General features: G+C 73.4%; 23 protein-coding genes. 7 read left to right on the top strand and 16 right to left on the bottom strand.

From position 1 onward, the window contains the following. Positions 1 to 22: 22 nt before the first annotated feature. The 3 genes from ACNAVT_RS23390 to ACNAVT_RS23380 all read left to right on the top strand — a co-directional run bounded on the left by ACNAVT_RS23390 (position 23) and on the right by ACNAVT_RS23380 (position 2,924). Positions 23 to 610 carry an ECF transporter S component gene (locus tag ACNAVT_RS23390; RefSeq protein WP_416299289.1) on the top strand — a complete coding sequence of 196 codons (588 nt, stop codon included), beginning with the start codon at positions 23 to 25 and terminating at the stop codon, positions 608 to 610. A 98-nt stretch (positions 611 to 708) separates the two neighbouring features. Next, positions 709 to 2,127, top strand: a complete 1,419-nt coding sequence (locus ACNAVT_RS23385; RefSeq protein WP_416299288.1) for an ABC transporter ATP-binding protein — start codon at positions 709 to 711, stop codon at positions 2,125 to 2,127. Beyond that, entirely contained in the window at positions 2,124 to 2,924 is an 801-nt protein-coding gene (locus tag ACNAVT_RS23380; RefSeq protein WP_416299287.1) for an energy-coupling factor transporter transmembrane component T family protein, read from the top strand. Before ACNAVT_RS23385 ends, ACNAVT_RS23380 begins: the two co-directional genes overlap by 4 nt. Positions 2,925 to 2,933: 9 nt before the next feature. Here ACNAVT_RS23380 and ACNAVT_RS23375 read toward each other — a convergent pair whose 3' ends face one another. Beyond that, a complete protein-coding gene (locus tag ACNAVT_RS23375) occupies positions 2,934 to 3,584 on the bottom strand; it encodes a response regulator (protein ID WP_416299286.1) in 651 nt (216 codons plus the stop codon). Continuing rightward, positions 3,581 to 4,777 (bottom strand): sensor histidine kinase, encoded by a 1,197-nt coding sequence (locus ACNAVT_RS23370; RefSeq protein WP_416299285.1) that lies wholly within the window; start codon positions 4,775 to 4,777, stop codon positions 3,581 to 3,583. The genes ACNAVT_RS23375 and ACNAVT_RS23370 overlap by 4 nt, the downstream gene beginning before the upstream one ends. A gap of 155 nt (positions 4,778 to 4,932) precedes the next feature. Between ACNAVT_RS23370 and ACNAVT_RS23365 the strand changes: the two genes are divergently transcribed. Then, the gene (locus ACNAVT_RS23365; RefSeq protein WP_416299284.1) at positions 4,933 to 5,625 is read left to right on the top strand and encodes a hypothetical protein; all 693 of its coding nucleotides are present in this window, start codon (positions 4,933 to 4,935) and stop codon (positions 5,623 to 5,625) included. A 75-nt stretch (positions 5,626 to 5,700) separates the two neighbouring features. On the opposite strand, the gene ACNAVT_RS23360 is transcribed toward ACNAVT_RS23365, so the two are convergent. After that, positions 5,701 to 5,916 carry a hypothetical protein gene (locus ACNAVT_RS23360; RefSeq protein ID WP_416299283.1) on the bottom strand — a complete coding sequence of 72 codons (216 nt, stop codon included), beginning with the start codon at positions 5,914 to 5,916 and terminating at the stop codon, positions 5,701 to 5,703. Positions 5,917 to 6,366: 450 nt separating this feature from the next. Here ACNAVT_RS23360 and gndA point away from each other — a divergent pair, with 450 nt between their 5' ends. Then, entirely contained in the window at positions 6,367 to 7,809 is a 1,443-nt protein-coding gene (gene gndA / locus ACNAVT_RS23355) for an NADP-dependent phosphogluconate dehydrogenase (protein WP_416299282.1), read from the top strand. A gap of 3 nt (positions 7,810 to 7,812) precedes the next feature. Here gndA and ACNAVT_RS23350 read toward each other — a convergent pair whose 3' ends face one another. The 3 genes from ACNAVT_RS23350 to recO form a co-directional block, all read right to left on the bottom strand. Continuing rightward, complete coding sequence (locus ACNAVT_RS23350) at positions 7,813 to 8,043, bottom strand: thioredoxin reductase (protein ID WP_416299281.1); 231 nt, start codon at positions 8,041 to 8,043, stop codon at positions 7,813 to 7,815. 113 nt (positions 8,044 to 8,156) lie between these two features. Further along, positions 8,157 to 8,957, bottom strand: coding sequence for an isoprenyl transferase (locus ACNAVT_RS23345; protein WP_416299313.1), 801 nt, complete (start codon positions 8,955 to 8,957; stop codon positions 8,157 to 8,159). An 8-nt stretch (positions 8,958 to 8,965) separates the two neighbouring features. Next, positions 8,966 to 9,838 carry a DNA repair protein RecO gene (gene recO, locus ACNAVT_RS23340; RefSeq protein WP_416299280.1) on the bottom strand — a complete coding sequence of 291 codons (873 nt, stop codon included), beginning with the start codon at positions 9,836 to 9,838 and terminating at the stop codon, positions 8,966 to 8,968. Positions 9,839 to 9,940: 102 nt separating this feature from the next. Here recO and ACNAVT_RS23335 point away from each other — a divergent pair, with 102 nt between their 5' ends. Beyond that, positions 9,941 to 10,726, top strand: a complete 786-nt coding sequence (locus ACNAVT_RS23335) for a DUF4097 family beta strand repeat-containing protein (protein WP_416299279.1) — start codon at positions 9,941 to 9,943, stop codon at positions 10,724 to 10,726. 55 nt (positions 10,727 to 10,781) lie between these two features. Here the strand turns inward: ACNAVT_RS23335 and ACNAVT_RS23330 are convergent, their stop codons facing one another. The 8 genes from ACNAVT_RS23330 to ACNAVT_RS23295 all read right to left on the bottom strand — a co-directional run bounded on the left by ACNAVT_RS23330 (position 10,782) and on the right by ACNAVT_RS23295 (position 18,281). Next, positions 10,782 to 11,957, bottom strand: a complete 1,176-nt coding sequence (locus tag ACNAVT_RS23330) for an acyltransferase family protein (RefSeq protein WP_416299278.1) — start codon at positions 11,955 to 11,957, stop codon at positions 10,782 to 10,784. A 186-nt stretch (positions 11,958 to 12,143) separates the two neighbouring features. After that, the gene (era, locus tag ACNAVT_RS23325) at positions 12,144 to 13,040 is read right to left on the bottom strand and encodes a GTPase Era (RefSeq protein ID WP_416299277.1); all 897 of its coding nucleotides are present in this window, start codon (positions 13,038 to 13,040) and stop codon (positions 12,144 to 12,146) included. 40 nt (positions 13,041 to 13,080) lie between these two features. Continuing rightward, positions 13,081 to 13,467, bottom strand: a complete 387-nt coding sequence (locus ACNAVT_RS23320; protein ID WP_416299276.1) for a cytidine deaminase — start codon at positions 13,465 to 13,467, stop codon at positions 13,081 to 13,083. Continuing rightward, positions 13,460 to 14,872 carry a hemolysin family protein gene (locus ACNAVT_RS23315; RefSeq protein ID WP_416299312.1) on the bottom strand — a complete coding sequence of 471 codons (1,413 nt, stop codon included), beginning with the start codon at positions 14,870 to 14,872 and terminating at the stop codon, positions 13,460 to 13,462. The genes ACNAVT_RS23320 and ACNAVT_RS23315 overlap by 8 nt, the downstream gene beginning before the upstream one ends. Next, the gene (gene ybeY / locus ACNAVT_RS23310; RefSeq protein ID WP_416299275.1) at positions 14,848 to 15,321 is read right to left on the bottom strand and encodes an rRNA maturation RNase YbeY; all 474 of its coding nucleotides are present in this window, start codon (positions 15,319 to 15,321) and stop codon (positions 14,848 to 14,850) included. The genes ACNAVT_RS23315 and ybeY overlap by 25 nt, the downstream gene beginning before the upstream one ends. 18 nt (positions 15,322 to 15,339) lie before the next feature. Beyond that, a complete protein-coding gene (locus ACNAVT_RS23305; RefSeq protein ID WP_416299274.1) occupies positions 15,340 to 16,398 on the bottom strand; it encodes a PhoH family protein in 1,059 nt (352 codons plus the stop codon). Between the two features lie 134 nt (positions 16,399 to 16,532). Next, positions 16,533 to 17,909, bottom strand: coding sequence for a serine hydrolase domain-containing protein (locus ACNAVT_RS23300; protein WP_416299273.1), 1,377 nt, complete (start codon positions 17,907 to 17,909; stop codon positions 16,533 to 16,535). A 21-nt stretch (positions 17,910 to 17,930) separates the two neighbouring features. After that, the gene (locus ACNAVT_RS23295) at positions 17,931 to 18,281 is read right to left on the bottom strand and encodes a histidine triad nucleotide-binding protein (RefSeq protein ID WP_091123435.1); all 351 of its coding nucleotides are present in this window, start codon (positions 18,279 to 18,281) and stop codon (positions 17,931 to 17,933) included. 70 nt (positions 18,282 to 18,351) lie between these two features. On the opposite strand from ACNAVT_RS23295, the gene ACNAVT_RS23290 reads away from it, so the two are divergent. After that, on the top strand, positions 18,352 to 19,113 hold the full coding sequence (locus tag ACNAVT_RS23290; RefSeq protein WP_416299272.1) for an SDR family NAD(P)-dependent oxidoreductase: 762 nt from the start codon (positions 18,352 to 18,354) through the stop codon (positions 19,111 to 19,113). A 167-nt stretch (positions 19,114 to 19,280) separates the two neighbouring features. Here the strand turns inward: ACNAVT_RS23290 and ACNAVT_RS23285 are convergent, their stop codons facing one another. Both ACNAVT_RS23285 and dnaJ read right to left on the bottom strand, forming a co-directional pair. Then, positions 19,281 to 20,015: a 16S rRNA (uracil(1498)-N(3))-methyltransferase gene (locus tag ACNAVT_RS23285; protein WP_416299271.1), complete on the bottom strand. Its 735-nt coding sequence runs from the start codon at positions 20,013 to 20,015 to the stop codon at positions 19,281 to 19,283. 1 nt (position 20,016) lies between these two features. Beyond that, positions 20,017 to 21,159, bottom strand: a complete 1,143-nt coding sequence (dnaJ, locus tag ACNAVT_RS23280) for a molecular chaperone DnaJ (protein WP_416299311.1) — start codon at positions 21,157 to 21,159, stop codon at positions 20,017 to 20,019. Positions 21,160 to 21,193 lie beyond the last annotated feature (34 nt).

The following is a 21,193-nucleotide window of genomic DNA, read 5'->3' as shown; positions in this document are numbered from 1 at the left end:
CCTCGACGAACTGGGAGCAGTCATGAACGACACCACCAACCGGTGGCGCACGATCGACATCGTGGTCGCCTCGGTGATCGCCGTCGCCTTCGGCGTCATCTTCTGGGCCTGGAATCTGGTCTGGAGCGCCACGGACGCCGCCTTCGCCTTCTTCCCACCGGCGCAGACCCTCATCTACGGCGTCTGGCTGGTGCCGGCCGTCCTCGGCGGTCTGGTCATCCGCAAGCCCGGCGCCTCGCTCTACTGCGAGCTGGTGGCTTCGATCGTCTCCGCGCTGCTGGGCAGCCAGTGGGGCGGCATCACCATCGTGCAGGGCCTGATGCAGGGCCTCGGCGCCGAGCTGGCCTTCGCCGCGTTCCGCTACCGCTCGTACCGGCTGCCGACCGCCCTGCTGGCCGGCGCGCTGACCGGTCTGACCGCCGCGATCTTCGACTTCGTCTACTGGAACAAGGCCACCGACCTGGTCAGCTACCGCATCCCGTACGCCCTGCTGACCATCGTGAGCGCCACCGTCATCGCCGGCGGCGGCGCCGTGTTCCTCACCCGCTCCCTCGCCAACACCGGCGTCCTGGACCGCTTCCCCGCCGGCCGCGAACGCGCCGCCGTCTGACCGTCACCCGCCGATCCGTTGATCATGAAGTTGTCGTCATGCGGCGCGGCCAATCGCGGCAACAACTCCATGATCAGCGGACGGAAGGGGGTGCAACGGTGAGCACAGTGGAGCTACGCGGGTTCGGGTGGCGGCACGGCGGGCGGAAGGGCTGGGCGGTGCGCGGAGTGGACCTGCGCATCGAGGCCGGCGAGCGGGTGCTGCTGCTCGGGCCGTCCGGGGCCGGGAAGAGCACCCTGCTGGCGGCCCTCGCCGGGCTGCTGCCCGAGGACTCCGGCGAGCAGGAGGGCACCGTCGAGATCGACGGGCTCGACCCGCGCAAGGCCCGGGAACGGGTCGGCATCGTCTTCCAGGATCCCGAGACCCAGCTGGTGATGGCCCGCTGCGGCGACGACATCGCGTTCGGGCTGGAGAATCGGGGCGTACCGGCCGACCAGATCTGGCCGCGGGTCGACGAGGCGCTGCGCCGGGTCGGCTTCCCCTACCACCGGGACCGGCCCACCGCGGCGCTGTCCGGCGGCGAGCAGCAGCGACTCGCCCTGGCCGGGGCGCTCGCGCTGCGGCCCGGGCTGCTGCTGCTCGACGAGCCCACCGCCAACCTCGACCCGGCCGGCGCCACGCTGATCCGGCAGGCGGTCCGGGACGCCCTCGACGCCGACACCACGCTGATCCTGGTCGAGCACCGGGTCGGCGAGGCGCTGCCGCTGGTCGACCGGGTGGTCGTCCTCGAAGCCGGCGGCGGGGTGCTGGCGGACGGGCCGCCCGGCGTGGTCTTCGCCGCGCACGGCGACGCACTCGCCGAGGCCGGAGTCTGGGTACCCGGTCGGACCGTGCCGCCCCGGCCCGCGACCACGCCGGCCGGCGAGCAGCTGATCACCGCCGGCCGGCTCGGCCTGCCGCCCCGGCTGGCCCCCACCGACCTTCGGGTACGCGCCGGCGAGGCGCTCGCCGTCCTCGGCCCTAACGGCGCCGGAAAATCCACCCTGGCCCTGCTCCTGGGCGGCCTGCTCCGCCCCGGCACCGGTACGGTCACCGCCACCGCCGAGCTGGCCGGCCGGGATGCCGGCACTCCCCCGCACCGCTGGCGTGCGCCCGCGCTGGCCCGGCGGATCGGCTCGGTGTTCCAGGACCCGGAGCACCAGTTCGTCACCGGCACCGTCCGCGACGAGCTGGCGCTCGGCCCACGCCGGACGGGCCAGCCGGAGGCGGCGGTGCGGGCCACCGTGGACGGGCTGCTGGAGCGGCTCCGGCTGACCCGGCTGGCCGGGGCGAACCCGTACACCCTCTCGGGCGGGGAGGCACGGCGGCTGAGCGTGGCGACCGCGCTGGCCACCGCGCCCCGCCTGCTGATCTGCGACGAACCCACCTTCGGCCAGGACCGGCGGACCTGGCTGGAGCTGGTCGATCTCTTCGCCGAGCTGCGCGACGCCGGCCACGGCGTCGTGGCGGTCACCCACGACCCGGACTTCGTCGCCGCGCTCGCCGACCGGACCCTCACGCTGGAGCGCCGTCAATGATCGGGGTGGAGTCCGTCGCCGCGCCCGGAGCGCCGCTGGCCCGGCGCAATCCCGTGGCGAAGGTGGCCGCCGCGCTGGTGTTCTCGTTCCTCCTGATGGCCACGCTGGACCCGGTGGCCCCGGCGATCGCCATCGCGATCGAGCTGGTGGTGCTGCCGCTGTTCGGCATCCGCTACCGGGTGCTGGCCCGGCGGGCCTGGCCGTTGCTGGCCAGCGCCGGCGGCATCCTGGCGACCCTGGTGCTCTTCGCCGCCGACCGCTCCGGCCGGGTGCTGGTCGAGGCCGGGCCGGTCCTGGTCACCGAGGGGGTGCTGGTCACCGCGCTGGGGTTGGTGCTACGCATGCTCGCGGTGGCGCTGCCCGGCATCGTCGTCTTCGCCACCACCGACGCCACCGACCTGGCCGACGCGCTGATCCAGAACGCGAAGGCGCCGGCCCGGTTCGCCATCGGCGCGCTGGCCGCGTTCCGGCTGGTGCCGTTGCTCGAACAGGAATGGCAGATGATCAGCATGGCCCGGCGGGCCCGGGGCGTGGACGCCGGCCGGAACCCGGTGGCCAAGCTACGGCTCTTCGTGTCGACGGCGTTCGCCCTGCTGGTCGGGGCGATCCGGCGCGGCACCCGGTTGGCGGTCGCGATGGACGCCCGCGGGTTCGACGCCGGCACCCCGCGTACGGTCGCCCGACGGCAGCGCTTCACCCGGGCCGACGGGCTGCTGGTCGCCGGCGCCGCGGTGCTGGCCGGCGGGGCGCTGACCGTCAGCCTCGTGCTGGGCACCTTCCGCCCACTGATCGGCTGACCACGTCCGCTACCGCCGAAGCTGCGCCACGCCGCTCTGGTACGCCAGCACGACCGCCTGCACCCGGTCCCGCACTCCGAGCTTGGCGAAGATGCGGTTCACGTGCGTCTTCACGGTCGCCTCGCCGACGAAGAGCTGCCCGGCGATCTCCCGGTTGGACAGGCCGAGCGCCATCATCCGCAGCACCTCGGTCTCCCGCGCGGTCAGCTCCGCCAGGCCCGGGTGGCCGACCACCGACGCCGTCGCGGTGTAGTGGTCGATCAGGCGACGGGTGATCGACGGGGAGAGCAGGGCATCGCCGCGGGCCGCCGTTCGCACCGCCTCGGCCAGTTCCCGGGGCGGAGTGGTCTTGAGCATGAAGCCGGAGGCGCCGGCACGCAACGCCCGGTAGACGTACTCGTCGAGGTCGAAGGTGGTCAGCATGATGACGCGCGTCGCACTGCGTACGGCCAGGATCCGCTCGGTCGCGGCGATCCCGTCCATGGGCGTCATGTGGATATCCATCAACACCACGTCGGGTGCGAACCGGTTCGCGAGCCGTACCGCCTCCTCGCCGTCGGCCGCGTCGGCGACGACCTCGAGGTCGGGCTGCGCGGTGAGGATCAGCCGGAGGCCGCCGCGTACCAGCGCCTCGTCGTCGGCGATGAGGACCCGCGTCATCCGGTGCCCCCCGCCGGGGCGAGCGCGGCGGACGCCGCGGCGTCAAAGGGCAGCTCCACCCGTACCTCGAAGCCGCCCTGCCGGCGCGGACCCGCGCCGACCGTGCCGCCGAACAGCTCCACCCGCTCCCGGATGCCCGTCAGGCCGTGCCCGGTGCCGGCGCCACGCCGGGCGGAGCCCGTCCCGTCGTTCACGACGTGCAGCCGGAGGGCATCGCCGGCCACCTCGATGGCGACGCGGACCGCCACACCCGGCGCGTGCCGGGCGGCGTTGGTCAGCGCCTCCTGGAGGATCCGGTACCCGCTGACGTCGGCGGCGGCGGGGATCGTGCCGAGGTCACCCGTGACGGTCACGTCGACCTGCCCGCCCGCGAGGCGTACGCCGGCGGTCAGCGGATCGATCCGCCGCAGCGAGGGCAGCCCTTCCGGAGCGGCCTCGGCACCGCGCAGGACGAGGAGCAGCCGGCGCAGCTCGGTGACCACCTCCCGTCCGACGTCCTGCACCGCGTCGAGTGACGCGCGGGCCTGACCCGCGTCCGAGTCGAGCACGGCCTGCGCCGCGCCGGCCTGCAGCACCATCACCGACACCCCGTGCGAGACGATGTCGTGCAGTTCCCGGGCCACTCGCAACCGCTCGTCCGACCGGGCGGCGGCTTCCCGCTCGGCAGCCAGTGCGACCAGCCGGGCCGCCTGCGCGCGCCGCATTCGCACGGCGTACCCGGGGCCCAGCACCGCGAGCCCGACGAACAGAATGAACACCCAGTCGGAGTCGCCGGCGACCGCGTTCTCGATCCCGAGCGGGACGAAGTAGCTGAGCGCGGCGATCGCGGGCGCGGCCCGATCGCCCACGGCGACACAGCCGAAGGTGGCGGCCAGCAGCGCCAACAGCGGCACGACCGGCCACTCCGGCAGCACGGGCGTGAAGCACTGCGCGGTGAAGCAGGCGCCGGCCAGGACGGCGGCCGCTCGGGGGTACGACGTGCAGCCGGCCACCGCGAGGCCGTAGCCCACCAGCAACACAGTGAGCACGGCGAGCCAGCCCTCGGGAAGCGCGGCGAGATCCGGCCCCTCCCCCTCGACGTAGCCCGCCAGCGGGATGTACAGCTCGGCCAGGCCGAACGCGAGCAGCGCGGTACCGGCGAGCGCGGTGGCCGCCGTGCGCCACCGGGCTCGGACGTCGAGGGCGGCGGACATGCGGGAAGGGTAGCGACGGCGGGCAGCGTTCCGCGTCCACCCACGGGTGTAGCGGCGGCTGCCGGCGCTCCACCCGCGAGTCAACTTCGCGGCCGACGACCTGCCCCGGGTGCGGCTCCTAGCGTCCCTGTCACGACTTCGGAAGGAGATCTCTGATGGCTGACCGGAACGGGCGGCAAATAAGCCGGCTCACGGCGGGCGCGCTGCTCACGGGCGGTGTGTTCTACGGCGTCGCGAACGCCTACTACTGGGTGATGTTCCCCGACGACGTGTCGGAGAGCGCCGGCAATGTGGCGGTGGCCGCCGGGAACCTGGGCGCGTGGCGGGTGGAGACCGTCCTGTTCGCCGTGGCCCACCTGCTGCTGCTGCCGGCGACGCTCGGGCTCGCCGCCACGCTGGGCCGGCGCAAGCCGGTGGCGGCGACCATCGGTGGCGCGGCCGCCCTGCTCGGCCTCTACTTCTCCACCGTCCACCTCTGGAACTACAACGCCTTCTTCGGGGCCCTCGCCGGCCGCGGGGTCGACGCCGACGCCGCCCGGCCGGTGACGAACGCCCTCGACGGGGACCCGTTCGTGATGGCCTCGTTCGCGGTGTGGCTGCTCGGCTGGCTGGTCGGCCTTCTGGTGCTCGCCTTCGGCGCCTGGCGGGACCGACTGGTGGCCCTCTGGGTGCCGCTGGTCCTCACCGCCGGGCAGGTGCTGGACCTGGTCACCGAGGGCGTCCCGCTCAAGGTCGCGGTGAGCGTGCTGATGGTGGCCGGCTTCGCCGGCCTGGCGCTCGGCGTCGCGCGGTCGCGCCGGGTCGACGAGCCAGCCGGGACGGAGACGGCAACCACCGTGCACGCCTGATCCGGCGGACGGCGCGCGGCCCGGTTCGGGTGCGGTTGTGGTCGCCCTGGCGACCACAACCGCACCCGAAGCTGCTCAGCTGCGACGGAAGGCGTACCGGCGGGGCTGAGCGGCGCGCCGGGCGTGGCCGGCGAAGCGCCCGTCGTGGCCGGTCGGCGGGCCGGCCTTCGGGGCCGGTGCCGGTTCCGCCGGCGACCCGGCCACCGAGGGCTCCGGCCGCGCCTCGGGAAGAGCCGGCGGGGCGGCCGGGGTCGAGGCCGCCATGAGCGCGGCGAGATCGGGTGGGGTCACGGCCGTCGGAGACGGACCCGGTCGGCGGGATTTCTTCGGACTGCGCTTGGCGGGCATACGCTTCCTCCTGACTGTCGCCGGCGCCGGGTGGGCGCGGCGAGCGGGTAAGCTCCGGCAGGTCCGACCAGGAGAGACACCGCGACGACGGCGGTGACGGATGCGGACGCCCGGAGCGGGACAGATCTGCGGCGCGAACGGCGGCGGACCAGGGCTCGGAAGAAGGGCGTCAGTTACGCATGACGGCAGGCTAACCGACCGCCGCCGCACCGCGCACCCGATTTACCGGCACGATCGGCGTCATGCTGATCGCCCAGGTGGAGGCCCACCTCGCCGAGGGCTGACGACAGATCGCCACCATACCCTCACCCGGCGTCGGCGTCCCCGCCCGCGCCCGCATCACCCGCGATACGGTCGCAGCACGGGCAGCCCGACAAAGAGGGGGCGGTACGCATGGCGGAGCAGGCGACGGCGCAGATCGGCGTGACCGGCCTGGCGGTGATGGGCCGCAACCTGGCCCGGAACCTGGCCCGCCACGGCTTCACCGTCGCGGTGCACAACCGCTCGCCCGAGCGCACCCGCAACCTGCTGGCCGAGCACGGTGGCGAGGGCACCTTCGTGCCGTCGGAGTCGATGGCCGGCTTCGTCGCCGCGCTGGAACGCCCCCGCGCGGTGATCATCATGGTCAAGGCGGGCGCCCCCACCGACGCCGTGATCGACGAGTTGGTGCCGCTGCTGGAGCCGGGAGACATCGTCGTCGACTGCGGCAACGCGCACTTCACCGACACCATCCGCCGGGAGGAGGCGCTGCGCGGGCATGGCCTGCACTTCGTCGGCACCGGCGTGTCCGGCGGCGAGGAGGGCGCGCTGCACGGGCCGAGCATCATGCCGGGCGGCTCGGCGGAGTCCTACCGGAAGCTCGGCCCGATCTTCGAGAGGATCGCCGCGCAGGTGGAGGGCACCCCGTGCTGCCGGCACATCGGGCCGGACGGCGCCGGCCACTTCGTCAAGATGGTCCACAACGGCATCGAGTACGCCGACATGCAGCTCATCGCCGAGGCGTACGACCTGTTGCGAGCGGGCCTGTCGGCGAGCCCGGCGGAGATCGCGGAGATCTTCCGGGCGTGGAACGGCGGCGAGCTGGGGTCCTTCCTCATCGAGATCACCGCCGACGTGCTGGCGCAGACGGATGCGGCGACCGGCCGGCCGTTCGTGGACGTGGTGCTCGACCAGGCCGAGCAGAAGGGCACCGGCCGGTGGACCGTGCAGAGCGCACTGGACCTGGGCATTCCGATCACCGGCATCGCCGAGGCCACCTTCGCCCGGTCCCTGTCCGGCCACGCCGACCAGCGGGCCGCCGCCCGCCGCGCCTTCGGAGACGCGGGCGGGAAGTGGCCGGGAGATGACCGGGAGACGTTCGTCGAGGACGTCCGGCGCGCGCTGCTGGCCAGCAAGATCGTCGCGTACGCGCAGGGCTTCGACCACATCCGCGCCGGCAGCCGGGAGTACGACTGGGACATCGACCTGGGCGGCACGGCCACCATCTGGCGGGGCGGCTGCATCATCCGGGCCCGCTTCCTGGACCGGATCCGCGCGGCGTACGACGCCGAGCCGGAACTGCCGACGCTGCTGGTCGCTCCGTGGTTCGCCGACCGGGTCAGCGCCGGGGTCCCGGCCTGGCGGCGGGTGGTGGCCGACGCGGCCCGGGCGGGCGTGCCGACCCCGGCCTTCTCGTCGTCGCTGGCCTACTTCGACGCCCTGCGCGCCGAGCGGTTGCCGGCGGCGCTGATCCAGGGCCTGCGGGACAACTTCGGGGCGCACACCTACCACCGGGTCGACCGGGCGGGCACGTTCCACACGCTCTGGGCGGGGGACCGCTCCGAAGTGGAGGCCTGAACCTCACCAGGCCCGTTCGGTGACGTCGGAAGGGGGCGGCGCCCAGGCCGGGGCGGGATCGCCGGTGGACAACTCGGCGATCTCGCCGGAGCGCACGGCCGGGGTGTGCCCGAGGTCGGCGCAGTACCGTTCGGCCACCCCGGCGCAGATCTCGGCGACCGCCGCCCGGGTCGTCGGCTCCACCAGGTCGGCCGCGGCCAGGGCGGCCGTCATCTCGTACCGGAGATCGCGCATCCTCCACCCCCGTGGCGGGCGCGTCCCGGCGGCGCGCCCTGCGCCGATCGTACGCGTGGGCACCCCGCGCCCGGCCGAAATGCCGGATACGGGGAAGGCCCACCGCGCGTCGGCTACCTGGGCGGGGCCACCGGGTTGGGCAACGCGCCGCCGAAGCGGCGATCCCGCTGGGCGTAGAGCTCGCAGGCGTACCAGAGGTGGCGGCGGTCGAAGTCCGGCCAGAGCGTGTCGAGGAATACCAGCTCGGCGTACGCGCTCTGCCAGAGCAGGAAGTTGGAGGTGCGTTGCTCACCGGAGGGGCGGAGGAAGAGGTCCACCTCGGGAACCTCCGGGTGGTAGAGGTACCTGGCGATGGTCTTCTCGTTCACCTTGCCCGGGTCGAGCTTGCCGGCGGCCACGTCGCGGGCGATCGCGGCGGTGGCGTCGGCGATCTCCGCCTGGCCGCCGTAGTTGACGCAGAACTGCAGCGTCAGCGTCGAGTTGCCCCGGGACATCTCCTCGGCGGTCTGCAGCTCGGAGATCACGCTCTTCCAGAGCCGCCCGGCCCGACCGGACCAGACCACCCGGACGCCCAGGTCGACGAGCTGGTCCCGGCGGCGGCGGATGACGTCCCGGTTGAAGCCCATCAGGAAGCGGACCTCGTCCGGCGAGCGCCGCCAGTTCTCGGTGGAGAAGGCGTACGCCGACAGGTAGGGGACGCCCAGCTCGATCGCGCCCTCGATGGTGTCGAAGAGGCTGTACTCGCCCTGCTCGTGGCCCTTGGTGCGGGGCAGCCCGCGCTCCTTGGCCCAGCGGCCGTTGCCGTCCATGACGACGGCGATGTGCCTGGGCAGTGCGTCGGCCGGCAGGGCCGGCGGCCGGGCGCCGGACGGGTGCGGGGTCGGCGGCAACGGCTCCCGCCGGGCGGCCCTCATCGATCGGATCACTCGCTCTTCTCCCTGTTCGCACCAGCGGCGGGCCCGGCACCGGTGCGCGGCGGGACCACACCCGGCCCCGCGCCGCCGGGCGGCGGGACCGCGCCGGGCGCCGGGGCACCCCGGTCGACCAGCGGCAGCGAGCGTAGCGCGCGCTCCAGGTGCCACTGGAGGTGCGCCGCGACCAGGCCGCTGCACTCCCGGCGTACGCCGGTCTCGGTGGCGTCGGCGTACGCCCAGTCGCCGGTGGTCAGCGCGGACATCAGGTCGATGGTGGCCGGGGCGGGATGGGCGGCGCCGGGTGGCCGGCAGTCCGGGCAGACCACTCCCCCGGCCGGTACGGAGAACGCCCGGTGCCGTCCCGGGGTGCCGCAGACCGCGCAGGCGATCAGCGCAGGCGCCCAGCCGGCGAACGCCATCCCGCGCAACAGGTAGGCGTCGAGCACCAGCGTGGTGGCGTGGTCGCCTCGGGCCAGCGAGCGCAGCGCGCCGAGGGTGAGCTGGAACAACCGCAACGACGGCTCCCGCTCGACCGGGGTGAGCCGCTCCGCGGTCTCGGCGATCGCGCTGGCCGCCGTGTAACGGGGGTAGTCGCCGAGGAACCGCTTGCCGTAAAGGTCGATCCCCTCGACCTGACTGATGGTGTGCAGCGAGCTGCCCTGGTTGCCCTTGGGGTCGCCGGCGAGCTGGAGGTCGACATGCCCGAACGGCTCCAACCGGGCGCCGAACCTGCTGGTGGTGCGCCGGACGCCCCGGGCCACCGCCCGCAGCCGGCCGTGCCGGCGGGTGAGCAGCGTGATGATCCGGTCGGACTCGCCCAGCTTTTGGACACGCAGCACCACCGCGTCGTCGCGGTAGAGCTGTCGGCGATACCCGGCCATCCGGTCATTCTCCCTCGGGGTGCGATCTCAGGGTCGGTTCGGGGTGGATCGGCGGCCGAACCCGGATGTGCCGCATCGAGGATCGGCCGTAGCGTGCTGGCCATGGCTGTGCACCGAACCACCGTCGCCACCACCACCGCCGCCGCGGCGGCCACCCTGATCCTCCTCTCCGGGTGTGAGCCCCTGTCGTTCCGCCAGCTGGACTACGACAACACCGAGGCGGTGAAGATCACCCGGATCACGGTGCGGCCGGGCTCGGGTGACGTCACGGTCCACGCCTCCGGCGACGCCCCGCAGGTGCGCATCAAGCGGGTGGTCCGCTACCAGGGCGGGCAGCCGGACACCCGGTACGAGATCAACGGCGAAGAGCTGGTGCTGAGCACCAGCTGCGGCCGCCAGTGCAGCATCTCCTGGGAGGTGACCGCCCCCGAGGGCGTGGCGGTACGCGGCGAGACCGGCTCCGGGAACGTCGAGCTGAGTCGGGTCGGCGCGGTGGACTTCAAGCTCGGCTCGGGCGACGTCTCGATCAGCGGGGCGAGCGGCGAGGTCCACGCCGAGACCGGCTCCGGGAACATCCAGGTGGTCGACGCGGCCGGCACGGTCCGGCTCCGGGCCAGCTCGGGCGACATCACCGCGAGCCGGCTCGCCGCGGGGGTGGACGCGGAGACGTCCTCCGGCAACGTCACGGTCGAGCTGGCCGAGCCGGCGTCGGCCCGGGTGCACGCCTCGAGCGGCGACGTCAACCTGATCGTCCCGGACAGTCGATACCAGGTGCGGACCAGCACCGGCTCGGGTGACCGGGACCTCGGGGTGGCCGATGATCCGAACGCCTCCCTGCTGCTGGACGTCAGCACCGGCAGCGGCAACGTCACGATCAGCCGGCGCTGAGGTCGGATCTGCCCGGGCCCGGCCCGCCGGGAGGGCGGCGCGGGCGCCGTCCGGCTCAGTCGACGCCGGCCCTGGTGTCCGCCCGTTCAGGTCGCCGCGGCGCGGGCACCCGGCCCGGGTCGAACGCGGCGGGCCGGCTCGCCCTCGCGCCGGCACCCACCAGCTCGGCCTCCGCTCCGGCGGGCGCGGGGCTGGCCGGGGCCGCGGCCGCCCGCTCGGCCAGGGTCCGCCGGGGCCCACCTGGCACCAGCTGCGGCGCACGCCGGGCCGCCACGTCCTCGACCCAGCCGAACAGCAGGGTGATGACGCCGACCAGCGCGAACACCAGCACCACCCGGATGGCGAGGCCGAGCAGGTCGCGCGAGCCCCAGCCGACCAGACCGACCAGCGGGGTGAGCGCCACCACGAAGGGCATGTGCCAGAGGTAGACGGTGAGGGCTCGCCGGTTCACCAGGGTCACCGCCCGGCTGAACAGCGCGTTACGGTCCACCCAGCCGGCGGTGGCCGGGGCGCGGCCGATCGCCACGAGGATGAACGCCGCCGACCACAGGGCGTTGCCGAGGTGGATGTCGTTCAGGTCGTATCCGCGCGGGCCCTGATGGGTGAAGATCCAGACCAGGCCGGCGGTGCCGAGGGCGAGCACGGCGGGCACGAGGATCCGGTTGCCGATCCGGCGGAGCAGGCCGTCGTGGTGGGCGAAGCCGAGCAGCCAGGCGCCGAAGTACAGGCCGAACTCGCGCAGCACCGTCGGCGCGTTCGGCAGCAGGCCCACCTCGATCGCCCCGAGCAGCGCGTACGGGGCGAGGAGGGTGGGCAGCGGGGCCCGGCGGAACAGCCAGAGGGCGAGCGGCGAGGCGAGCACGAACCACAGGTAGTCCCGCAGGTACCAGATCGGGCTGAGCGCCAGCGCGCCCCAGTAGTTGGCCGGTGGATCGCTGACCGGGAAGAGCCAGAGCAGCACCTTCGGGGTGAGCGGCAGCCCGGTGAGCAACATGGCCGGCACGAAGAGCGCGGCGAGCACCCACAACGACGGCAGCAGGCGACGCAGCCGGCGCAGCACGGCCGGCGGGCCGGTCCGGTCCAGCGAGGCCGCCATCAGCGAACCGGCGAGCGCGAACATCACCGACATCGCCGGGAAGATCAGCGTCAGCGACGCCCACCCGGTGACGTGGTAGACGACGACTCTCACGATGGCCAGGAAACGGAGCAGGTCCAGGTATCGGTTTCGCATCAGCCTGCAGCTATGTCGGGGGCAGGGGGATCAACCTCTCGTCTCCCTACCCTCCGACCCGGTCGGACCAAACGGCCAGCGGGCGGGGTCAGAAGTGAAACATCCCATAAGGGCGACCGATCCCGATCGGTCCGCACACGAACCGCCGGCCCCGGTGATCCGGGACCGGCGGTCTGAGGTACGCGGTCAGAAACCCAGCTTGCGCAGCTGCTTCGGGTCGCGCTGCCAGTCCTTCGCGACCCGGACGTGCAGGTCCAGATAGATCCGGGTGCCGAGCAGCTCCTCGATCTGCCGGCGGGCGGTGGTGCCGACCTCCTTGAGCCGGCTGCCCCGGTGGCCGATCATGATCGCCTTCTGGCTCGGCCGCTCGACGTACACGTCGGCGTAGATCTTGGTGAGCCGGCCCTCCGGGATCATCTCCTCCACCACCACGGCGATGGAGTGCGGCAGCTCGTCCCGGACGCCTTCGAGGGCCGCCTCGCGGATCAGCTCGGCGACCAGCACCTGCTCCGGGTCGTCGGTGAGCATGTCGTCCGGGTAGAGCTGCGGCGACTCGGGCAGGTAGCCGGTCATCACGTCGACCAGCGTGTCCACCTGGTGCCCGGAGACCGCGCTCACCGGCACCACGTCCGCGAAGTCGGCCAGCTCGCTCACCGCGAGCAACTGCTCCGCCAGCCGCTTCTTGTCCACCAGGTCGGTCTTGGTGACCACCGCCAGCACGGTCGCCTTCAGGCTGGCGAGTTCGCCGGTGATGAACCGGTCGCCCCGGCCGATCGGCTCGTTGGCCGGGATGCAGAGGCCGATCACGTCGACCTCACTCCACGTCTCCCGGACCAGGTCGTTCAGCCGCTCGCCGAGCAGCGTACGGGGGCGGTGCAGGCCCGGGGTGTCAACCAGCACGAGCTGCGAATCCGGCCGGTGCAGCACGGCGCGGATGACGTGCCGGGTGGTCTGCGGCTTGTTCGAGGTGATCGCGATCTTCGTGCCGACGATCGCGTTGGTCAGCGTCGACTTGCCGGCGTTGGGCCGCCCGACGAAGCAGGCGAAACCGGCCCGGTAGGGACGCGCTTCCAGATCGCTCACGCCGCCGCTCCGCCCCGCCGGCCGTGGGCCATGACGCCGTTCACTCGACCACCGTGCCGAGGACGGCGCCGTCCGGCGCCGCCACATGGATCGGCGCGTCGGCGGAGAGGTCCCGGACGGCCGCGTGCCCCGCGCCGTCCAGCGTCGAAGCCTCGGTGACCACCACGGCGGCCTCCAGCCGGCTGGCACCGGCGGCCACCGCCGAGGCCACCGCGAGCTGGAGCGCGGTCAGCGTCAACGACGGCAGCGCCACGCTGGCCGCCGCGTACGTCCGGCCGTCCTGGTCGCGGACCGCCGCGCCCTCCACGGCGCCGACCCGGCCGCGAGCGCCCCGGGCCAGGACGACCAGCTTGCCGTCCTCGGCGCTCAGCTCGGCCGAATCGGACGGGGTGGGCCGGGCAGCCGGCACGACGGGTGACTCAGGCATCGGCGGGTTGCCTCTCCTCGGAACGGTTCTGGTTGCCGCGGGGATCGGCGTGCTCGCCGCGCCCCGCACTGTCGGATGCGTCGCCCGGGGCGGCCCGGCTCACCAGCACGGTGTCGATCCGGTTGCGCCGGCCGGTGGTGCCCTCGGCGATCAGCCGGAGCCCGGACACCTCGGCCTCGGCGCCGGGGATCGGCACCCGGCCGAGCGCCTGGGCGAGCAGGCCACCGACCGTCTCCACCTCGTCGGTGGGCAGCTCGGTGTCGAACAGCTCGCCCAGATTCTCCACCGGCAGCCGGGCGGTCACCCGCACGGCCCCGTCCGCCAGGCGCTCGACCGGCGGGCGTTCGACATCGTACTCGTCGGTGATCTCACCGACGATCTCCTCCAGGATGTCCTCGATGGTGACCAGGCCGCCGGTGCCGCCGTACTCGTCCACGACGATGACCAGGTGGTTGCGGGCCGCCTGCATCTCGGAGAGCAGGTCGTCGACCGGCTTGGACTCCGGCACGAAGGTCGCCGGGCGCATCAGCTCCGACACCGGGAGCTGCGTCGTGTCCTGGTCCCCGCCCTGGGTGCGCCGGATCAGGTCCTTGAAGTAGAGCACCCCGAGCACGTCGTCCACGCTCTCGCCGATCACCGGGATCCGGGAGAAGCCGGAGCGGAGGAAGAGCACCAGCGCCTGGGCGAGCGTCTTGCGCTCCTCGATCCACACCATCTCGGTACGCGGCACCATCACCTCGCGGGCGATGGTGTCGCCGAGGGCGAAGACCGAGTGGATCATCTGGCGTTCGCCGTGCTCCACCACCCCACGCTGCTCGGCCAGGTCCACCAGTTCGCGCAGCTCAACCTGGCTGGCGAACGGTCCCTCCCGGAAGCCCTTGCCCGGGGTGACCGCGTTGCCGATCAGGATCAGCAGCGAGGCGAGCGGGTTGAGCGCCCGGCCCAGCCAGCGCACCAGCGGGGCGACGGTGCGGCCCACCGCGTACGCGTGCTGCCGGCCGAGGGTGCGCGGCGCGACGCCGACCACCACGAAGCTGACCACGGTCATCGCCCCGGCGGTGACCAGGGCGGCCCGCCAGCCGGCCCCGAAGGTGTCCACCGCCACCAGCGCGACCAGCGTGGTGGCGGTCAGCTCGGCCAGCAGCCGGAGCATGAGCAGCAGGTTGAGGTGGCGGACCACGTCACCGGCGACCGCCTGGAGGGTACGCGCGCCGCGCACCCCGTCCCGGGCCAGCTCGGCGGCCCGGGCCGGGGAGACGGCGGCAAGCGCCGCCTCGGTCATCGCGATGAGGCCCGCGAGCACCACCAGCCCCGCCGCGAAGGCGATGAGCTGGAAGTCGGGCAGATTGGCGGAGGCGTCGCCGGCCGCCAGGGTGGCCATCACCGGGACCGGCTCGACCGCCAGCTGGCCAGCAGTCGGGCCTGGAGACCGAACATCTCCCGCTCCTCCTCCGGCTCGGCGTGGTCGTAGCCGAGCAGGTGCAGCACCCCGTGCACGGTGAGCAGGTGCAGCTCGTCGGCGGCGGAGTGGCCGGCGGTGGCCGCCTGCTTGGCCGCCACCTCCGGGCAGAGCACGATGTCGCCGAGCAGGGCCGGCTCGCCGCCGGCCGGGGTGCTCTCCCCCGGGCCGTGGTCGACGCTGCCCTCGTCCATGGGGAAGGCGAGCACGTCGGTCGGGCCGTCGCCGCCCATCCAGCGGTGGTTCAGCTCGGACATGTAGTCGATGTCGACCAGCAGCACGGAGAGCTCGGCGAGGGGGTTGACCCCCATCTCGTCGAGGGCGTGCCGGGCGACGGCGAGCACGGCGTCGGTGTCGACCTCGACACCGGACTCGTTGGCGATCTCGATGGACAACTTTCTTCCTCTGATGGATTAGCGGCGCCGGGCGGCCCGGCCGCCCTGGGCGGTCCGCCCGGAGACGGAGTGCACGCTCTGCGCCTGCTGGTTCTCCCGCTCGGCGTCCCAGCGGGCGTACGCGTCGACGATCTCGCCCACCAGCTTGTGGCGGACCACGTCGGAACTGGAGAGCTGGGCGAAGTGCACGTCCTCGACGTTGCTCAGGATCTCCCGGACCACCCGCAGGCCGCTGGTCGTCCCGCCGGGAAGGTCCACCTGGGTGACGTCACCGGTGACCACGATCTTGGAACCGAAGCCGAGCCGGGTGAGGAACATCTTCATCTGCTCGGGCGTGGTGTTCTGCGCCTCGTCCAGGATGATGAACGCGTCGTTGAGCGTCCGACCCCGCATGTACGCCAGCGGCGCCACCTCGATCGTGCCGGCCGCCATCAGCTTCGGGATGGACTCCGGGTCGAGCATGTCGTGCAGCGCGTCGTACAGCGGGCGCAGATACGGGTCGATCTTCTCGTTCAGGGTGCCGGGCAGGAAGCCCAGCCGCTCCCCCGCCTCGACCGCCGGCCGGGTGAGGATGATCCGGTTGACCTGCTTGGCCTGCAGCGCCTGGACGGCCTTCGCCATGGCCAGGTAGGTCTTGCCGGTGCCGGCCGGGCCGATGCCGAAGACGATGGTGTGCGCGTCGATCGCGTCGACGTAGCGCTTCTGCCCGAGCGTCTTGGGACGGATGGTGCGACCGCGCCGGGAGAGGATGTTGAGCGTCAGGACCTCGGCGGGCCGCTCGGTGCTGCCCTGCTCGAGCATGCCGACGGTACGCCGGACGGCGTCAGTGGTCAGGGTCTCGCCTTTCTCGATGAGTTCGAGCAGCTCACTGAAGAGACGCTCGGCGAGGGCGTTGTCCGCGGGCGCGCCGGTGATGGTGATCTCGTTGCCCCGCACGTGGACGTCACTGTTGACCGAGCGTTCGACGAGTCGCAGGATCTCGTCGCCCGCGCCGAGCAGGTTGACCATGATCTTCTGGTCGGGGACCGTGATCCTGGTCTGCACCCGGGGCGGGCCGGGAGGTGGGGTGCCGGTCATAGGTCGGGCCGTCGGGCCCTGCGCCACCTGCTTCCGATCTCGGCGCCGGGCCCTGCTGGCGCGGCGTACGGACGTTCCACCCATCGTATCGGGTCAACACCCGGCGCACCTCGCCCATTTCCGCCGGTAGGAGATCAACTGCCGGTACGGAAGTCGTACCCCTCGAAGGTCTCCTGATGCCGGGTGAAGCGGTAGGTGGCCCAGTGCATCCGGACCACCGCGCCACGCTCGTCGCGGGTCAGCCGGAGCAGCTCGCCCACCTCGCGACCGGCGACCGTGCGAAACACGTCCGGGCGGTCCGGCAGCGGCGCGAACACCGACGGCGGCTTGCCGGCCGGGTCGTCGGCCCCGCGGGCCCGCAACGTCCCGTCGTGCCAGGAGAACACGTACTCGAAGCCCTCACCCCACCAGCGGCCCAGCATCCCGCGCAGGTGCTCCGGGGCGGGCGGGCCGGGCCGCCACGGCTCGATGTCGGCCGGGTCGTGCTCGGCGGCGGCAGCGAGCAGCCGGTGCGGCAGGTCGAACACCTCCACGCCGGTGCCGGAGGAGCCGAGCACCGCGCAGCCCATCGCGCCCGCGGTGCCGTCGCCGCCACGCCGGCCGTAGACGGCGGCCAGGAAACCGGGCATGGCCCCGTCGTGCCCCACGTGCACCACCCGCAACGGCTGCGGCACCAGGATCAGGCCCAACCCGAAGCCGGCCACCCAGAGCGTCTCGTCGGTGGTGGTGAGCGGCCAGCGCATCTCGTCGAGGGTGGCCGGGGCGAGCACCGCGCCGGCCGGGTCCAGCGCGGCCGGGTCGGCCAGGAAGGCCGCCCAGCGCGCCATGTCCGGCGCGGTGCTCCAGAGCTGCGCGGCCGGGGCCACCGCGCCGAAGTCGGTCGGCGGTTCCGGCCGCGCCTCGTCGGAGTACGCGTCGACCAGGAACCCGGTCGCCGCCCGCTCGCCGGGCGCGAGGCCGGTGGCGGTCAGCCCGAGCGGAGCGAGCACCCGCTCGGTCAGCACCTCCGCCCAGGTGCCGCCACGCAGCCGGCCGACCAGCTCGCCGAGCAGCGCCATGCCGAGGTTGGAGTAGTGGTAGCGCCGGCCGGTCGGCAGCACCCGCTCCACCCGGGCCAGGTCGGCGATCAGCTCGGAAACGCCGGGCGCGTGCAGCGTGTCCCAGACGTCGCCGTGCGGCTCACGTTGCAGGCCCGCGGTGTGCGACAGCAGCCGCCGTACGGTCAACTCGCCGTGCGCCGGCAGGTCGAGGTGCCGCCCGATCGGGTCGTCCAGGTCGAGCAGCCCGTCCTCGCGGCACTGCATGACCAGCACGGAGGTGAAGCTCTTGGTGACCGAGCCGATCCGGAACACCGTGTCCGGGCCGAGCGTCGTGTCGTTGCCGGTCCCACCGACCGTGCAGGTCCAGAGCGGCCGGTCGGCCCGGTGCAGGGCGACCGAGACCGCCGGGATCCGGCCGTGAACCTGCGCCTGCCGCACCATCCGGCCCAGCCGGTCATGCACGCTGATCATGCGTGCAGTCTAAGGACGGCCTCAGCGACAGAGCATCGGACCGAGCGGCGCACCGCCGAACACGTGCGCGTGCACGTGGAAGACCTCCTGGCCGGCGTACGCGCCGGTGTTGAACATCAGCCGGAACCCGTCGGCGAGCAGCCCCTCGTCCTCGGCCACCGTGGCGGCCGTGGCGAGCACCTCGCCGGCCAGCCCGGGATCCCCCTGGGCCAGCGTCGCCACGTCCGCGTAGTGCTCCTTCGGGATCACCAGCACATGGGTGGGGGCCTTGGGGTCGATGTCCCGGAAGGCGAGGGTGGTGGCGGTCTCCCGCACGATGGTGGCCGGAATCTCCCCGGCGACGATCCGGCAGAACAGGCAGTCGGTTCCCATTCGGGCATGCTAAGCCGCACGACGGGACCACGTCGCGCGCCCACCGGCCGTGCCGGGCATGATGTCCGGCGTGACTTCTCGGGCGGTACTGGTGACGGGGGCCTCGCGCGGCATCGGGCGCGCGGTGGCGCGGGCATTCGCGGCGGGCGGGGACCGGGTGGCGATCCACCACCGGGACTCGGCGGAGCTGGCCGAGGGCCTGCGCGCGGAACTGCCCGGTGACGGGCACGTGGTGGTCCGCGCGGACCTGGCCGACCCCGAGGCGGTACGCGCGATGGTGGACGAGGCGGCGGAACGCCTGGGCGGGCTGGACGTGCTGGTCAACAACGCCGGCGTGTACGGGCCCCGGGACCTGCCGCACCCGGTCTTCGGCAACACCTATGCGCAGTGGCAGGAGCAGTGGCGGCTGGTTCTGGAGACCAACCTGACCGGGGCCGCCAATGCCACCTGGTGCGCCGCCCAGCACATGCGCGAGCGGGGCGGCCGGATCGTCAACGTGTCGTCCCGGGGAGCCTTCCGCGGCGAGCCGGAGCAGCCCGCGTACGGGGCGAGCAAGGCGGGCCTGAACGCGCTCGGCCAGTCGCTGGCGCTGGCCCTGGCCCCGTACGGGATCGCGGTGGCCACGGTCGCGCCGGGCTTCGTGGAGACGGACATGGCCACCACGCACCTCAGCGGCGAGCGCGGCGACGCGATCCGGGCCCAGTCCCCGTTCAACCGGGTCGCCCGGCCCGACGAGATCGCCGCCGCGGTGCACTGGCTGGCCAGCCCCGAGGCCGAGTGGGCCTCCGGCACCATCGTCGACCTCAACGGCGCCTCCTACCTGCGTACCTGACCCGCCTCCGACGGGCGCGCCTCACGCCCGCGCCGCCCTAGTGCGGCAAGACTGACGAGCGATCTGCCTCAGAGTCATATTTATGCCTCTGAGGCAGATCGCTCTTAAGGCATGTGTGGGGTGGCTGCGACACGCCGACGGCGGGTGGCAGGTGCGGAGCCGCAGGGTTACCAGCGGGAGAGGCGGGTGGCGAGGACGCTGAGGGCGGCGACACCGGCCGTGGAGGTGCGCAGGACCGCAGGGCCGAGCCGGACGGTGCGGGCACCGGCCTCCTGGAACGCGGTCAGCTCAGGCGGGGCGATGCCGCCCTCGGGCCCGACCACCAGCACGATCTCGCCGGTCTCCGGCAACTCGGTGGTGGTCAGCCGCTCCTCGGCCTCCTCGTGCAGCACGAAGGCGGCGGCCGCCCCGGCGATCCGCCGGGCCACCGTGGGGGTGGCCTCGTCGGGCGTACCGGCCACCACCGGCAGCCAGGCACGACGGGCCTGCTTGGCCGCCTCCCGGGCGGTGGCCGCCCACTTCTCCCGGGCCCGTACGCCCCGGTCGCCGCGCCACTGCGTCACCGAGCGGGACGCCGCCCAGGGGACGATCTCGTCCACCCCGACCTCGGTCATCGCCTGCACGGCCAGCTCGCCCCGGTCACCCTTGGCGATGCCCTGCACCACGACGAGCCGGGGGACGGACGCGTCGACGTACCCCCGGGAGGTGACCGCCAGGTCGAGGGTGCCCCGGCCGACGGCGGTGACCACGGCGCCGGCCGTGCCGCCCCGACCGTCGGCGAGCAGCAGCTCCTCACCGACGCGCAGCCGCTGCACCGTCGCGGCGTGGTGCCCCTCCGGGCCGTCCAGGGTCAGCGTGTCGCCGGTGGGCAGCGCCTCGACCAGGAACAGCGGCGCCGACACCTCAGGCGTGCCCGTTGAAGGCGTCGCGCATCCGGGAGAAGAAGCCGCCCTGCTTGGTCAGCTCGGCGACCTCCTCGCCCCGGGTCTTGGCGAACTCGCGCAGCATCCGCTCCTGCTCGGCGTCGAGCTTCGTCGGGGTACGCACGTCCAGGTGGACGTAGAGGTCGCCGCGGCCGGTGCCGCGCAGGTGCGGTACGCCCCGGGCCCGCAGCCGCAGCGTGCTGCCGGGTTGGGTGCCGGACTTGACGTCGACCGTCTCCTCGCTGTCCAGCGTCTTGATGGTCAGCCGGGTGCCGAGCGCGGCGGCGGTCATCGGGACGGTGACCCGGCAGTGCAGGTCGTCGCCCTTGCGCGAGTAGACGTCGTGCGGCCGCTCGTGGATCTCGACGTAGAGGTCGCCGGCGGTGCCGCCCCCCGGGCCGACCTCGCCCTGCTGGGCCAGCCGGATCCGCATGCCGTCCTCGACGCCCGCCGGGATCTTGACGGTGAGCGAGCGCCGCGTCCGCACCCGCCCGTCACCGGCGCAGGTCGGGCAGGGGTGCGGGATGGTGGTGCCGAAGCCCTGGCAGACCGTGCACGGCCGGGCGGAGACCACCTGGCCGAGGAAGGTCCGCTGCACCGACTGCACCTCCCCCCGGCCGCCGCACGCCTCGCAGGTGGCGAGGTGGGTGCCGGCCGCGGTGCCGGCGCCGGAGCAGGTGGTGCAGAGCACGGCGGTGTCGACCGTGATCGGCGCCTCGACGCCGAACGCGGTCTCGTTGAGGTCCAGCTCCAGCCGCAGGATCGCGTCGGCGCCCGGCCGGGTACGCGGCCGCGGCCCGCGCGAACCCCCGGCGGCGCCGCCGAAGAACGCGTCCATGATGTCCTGGAACCCGACGAACGGGCCGGCACCGCCCGGACCACCCGGCCCGGCGCCCCCGCCGCCCGGCGCCAACGGGTCGCCGCCCAGGTCGACGATCTGCCGTTTCCGGTCGTCCGAGAGGACCTCGTACGCGGCGTTGATGTCCTTGAACTTCTCCTGTGCCTCCGGGTCCGGATTGACGTCCGGGTGGAACTGCCGCGCCAGCTTGCGGTAGGCACGCTTGATCTCGTCGTCGGAGGCGTCCCGGCTCACGCCCAGAATGCCGTAGTAGTCCCTGGCCACTGCGTTCGGTGTCCTCATGTTCGTCTCGCGTTGC

It is taken from the genome of Micromonospora sp. SL4-19 (assembly GCF_047921475.1).
Classification (GTDB): domain Bacteria; phylum Actinomycetota; class Actinomycetes; order Mycobacteriales; family Micromonosporaceae; genus Micromonospora.
This window is presented reverse-complemented; position numbering and strand designations above follow the sequence as displayed.

Excerpts from the sequence above, each read along its gene's own strand:
- ACNAVT_RS23390 (WP_416299289.1), top strand. The coding sequence starts at position 23 with ATGAACGACACCACCAACCGGTGGCGCACGATCGACATCGTGGTCGCC.
- ACNAVT_RS23380 (WP_416299287.1), top strand. The coding sequence starts at position 2,124 with ATGATCGGGGTGGAGTCCGTCGCCGCGCCCGGAGCGCCGCTGGCCCGG.
- ACNAVT_RS23375 (WP_416299286.1), bottom strand. The coding sequence starts at position 3,584 with ATGACGCGGGTCCTCATCGCCGACGACGAGGCGCTGGTACGCGGCGGC.
- ACNAVT_RS23370 (WP_416299285.1), bottom strand. The coding sequence starts at position 4,777 with ATGTCCGCCGCCCTCGACGTCCGAGCCCGGTGGCGCACGGCGGCCACC.
- ACNAVT_RS23365 (WP_416299284.1), top strand. The coding sequence starts at position 4,933 with ATGGCTGACCGGAACGGGCGGCAAATAAGCCGGCTCACGGCGGGCGCG.
- gndA (WP_416299282.1), top strand. The coding sequence starts at position 6,367 with ATGGCGGAGCAGGCGACGGCGCAGATCGGCGTGACCGGCCTGGCGGTG.
- ACNAVT_RS23350 (WP_416299281.1), bottom strand. The coding sequence starts at position 8,043 with ATGCGCGATCTCCGGTACGAGATGACGGCCGCCCTGGCCGCGGCCGAC.
- ACNAVT_RS23345 (WP_416299313.1), bottom strand. The coding sequence starts at position 8,957 with ATGAGGGCCGCCCGGCGGGAGCCGTTGCCGCCGACCCCGCACCCGTCC.
- recO (WP_416299280.1), bottom strand. The coding sequence starts at position 9,838 with ATGGCCGGGTATCGCCGACAGCTCTACCGCGACGACGCGGTGGTGCTG.
- ACNAVT_RS23335 (WP_416299279.1), top strand. The coding sequence starts at position 9,941 with ATGGCTGTGCACCGAACCACCGTCGCCACCACCACCGCCGCCGCGGCG.
- ACNAVT_RS23330 (WP_416299278.1), bottom strand. The coding sequence starts at position 11,957 with ATGCGAAACCGATACCTGGACCTGCTCCGTTTCCTGGCCATCGTGAGA.
- ACNAVT_RS23320 (WP_416299276.1), bottom strand. The coding sequence starts at position 13,467 with ATGCCTGAGTCACCCGTCGTGCCGGCTGCCCGGCCCACCCCGTCCGAT.
- ACNAVT_RS23305 (WP_416299274.1), bottom strand. The coding sequence starts at position 16,398 with ATGACCGGCACCCCACCTCCCGGCCCGCCCCGGGTGCAGACCAGGATC.
- ACNAVT_RS23300 (WP_416299273.1), bottom strand. The coding sequence starts at position 17,909 with ATGATCAGCGTGCATGACCGGCTGGGCCGGATGGTGCGGCAGGCGCAG.
- ACNAVT_RS23295 (WP_091123435.1), bottom strand. The coding sequence starts at position 18,281 with ATGGGAACCGACTGCCTGTTCTGCCGGATCGTCGCCGGGGAGATTCCG.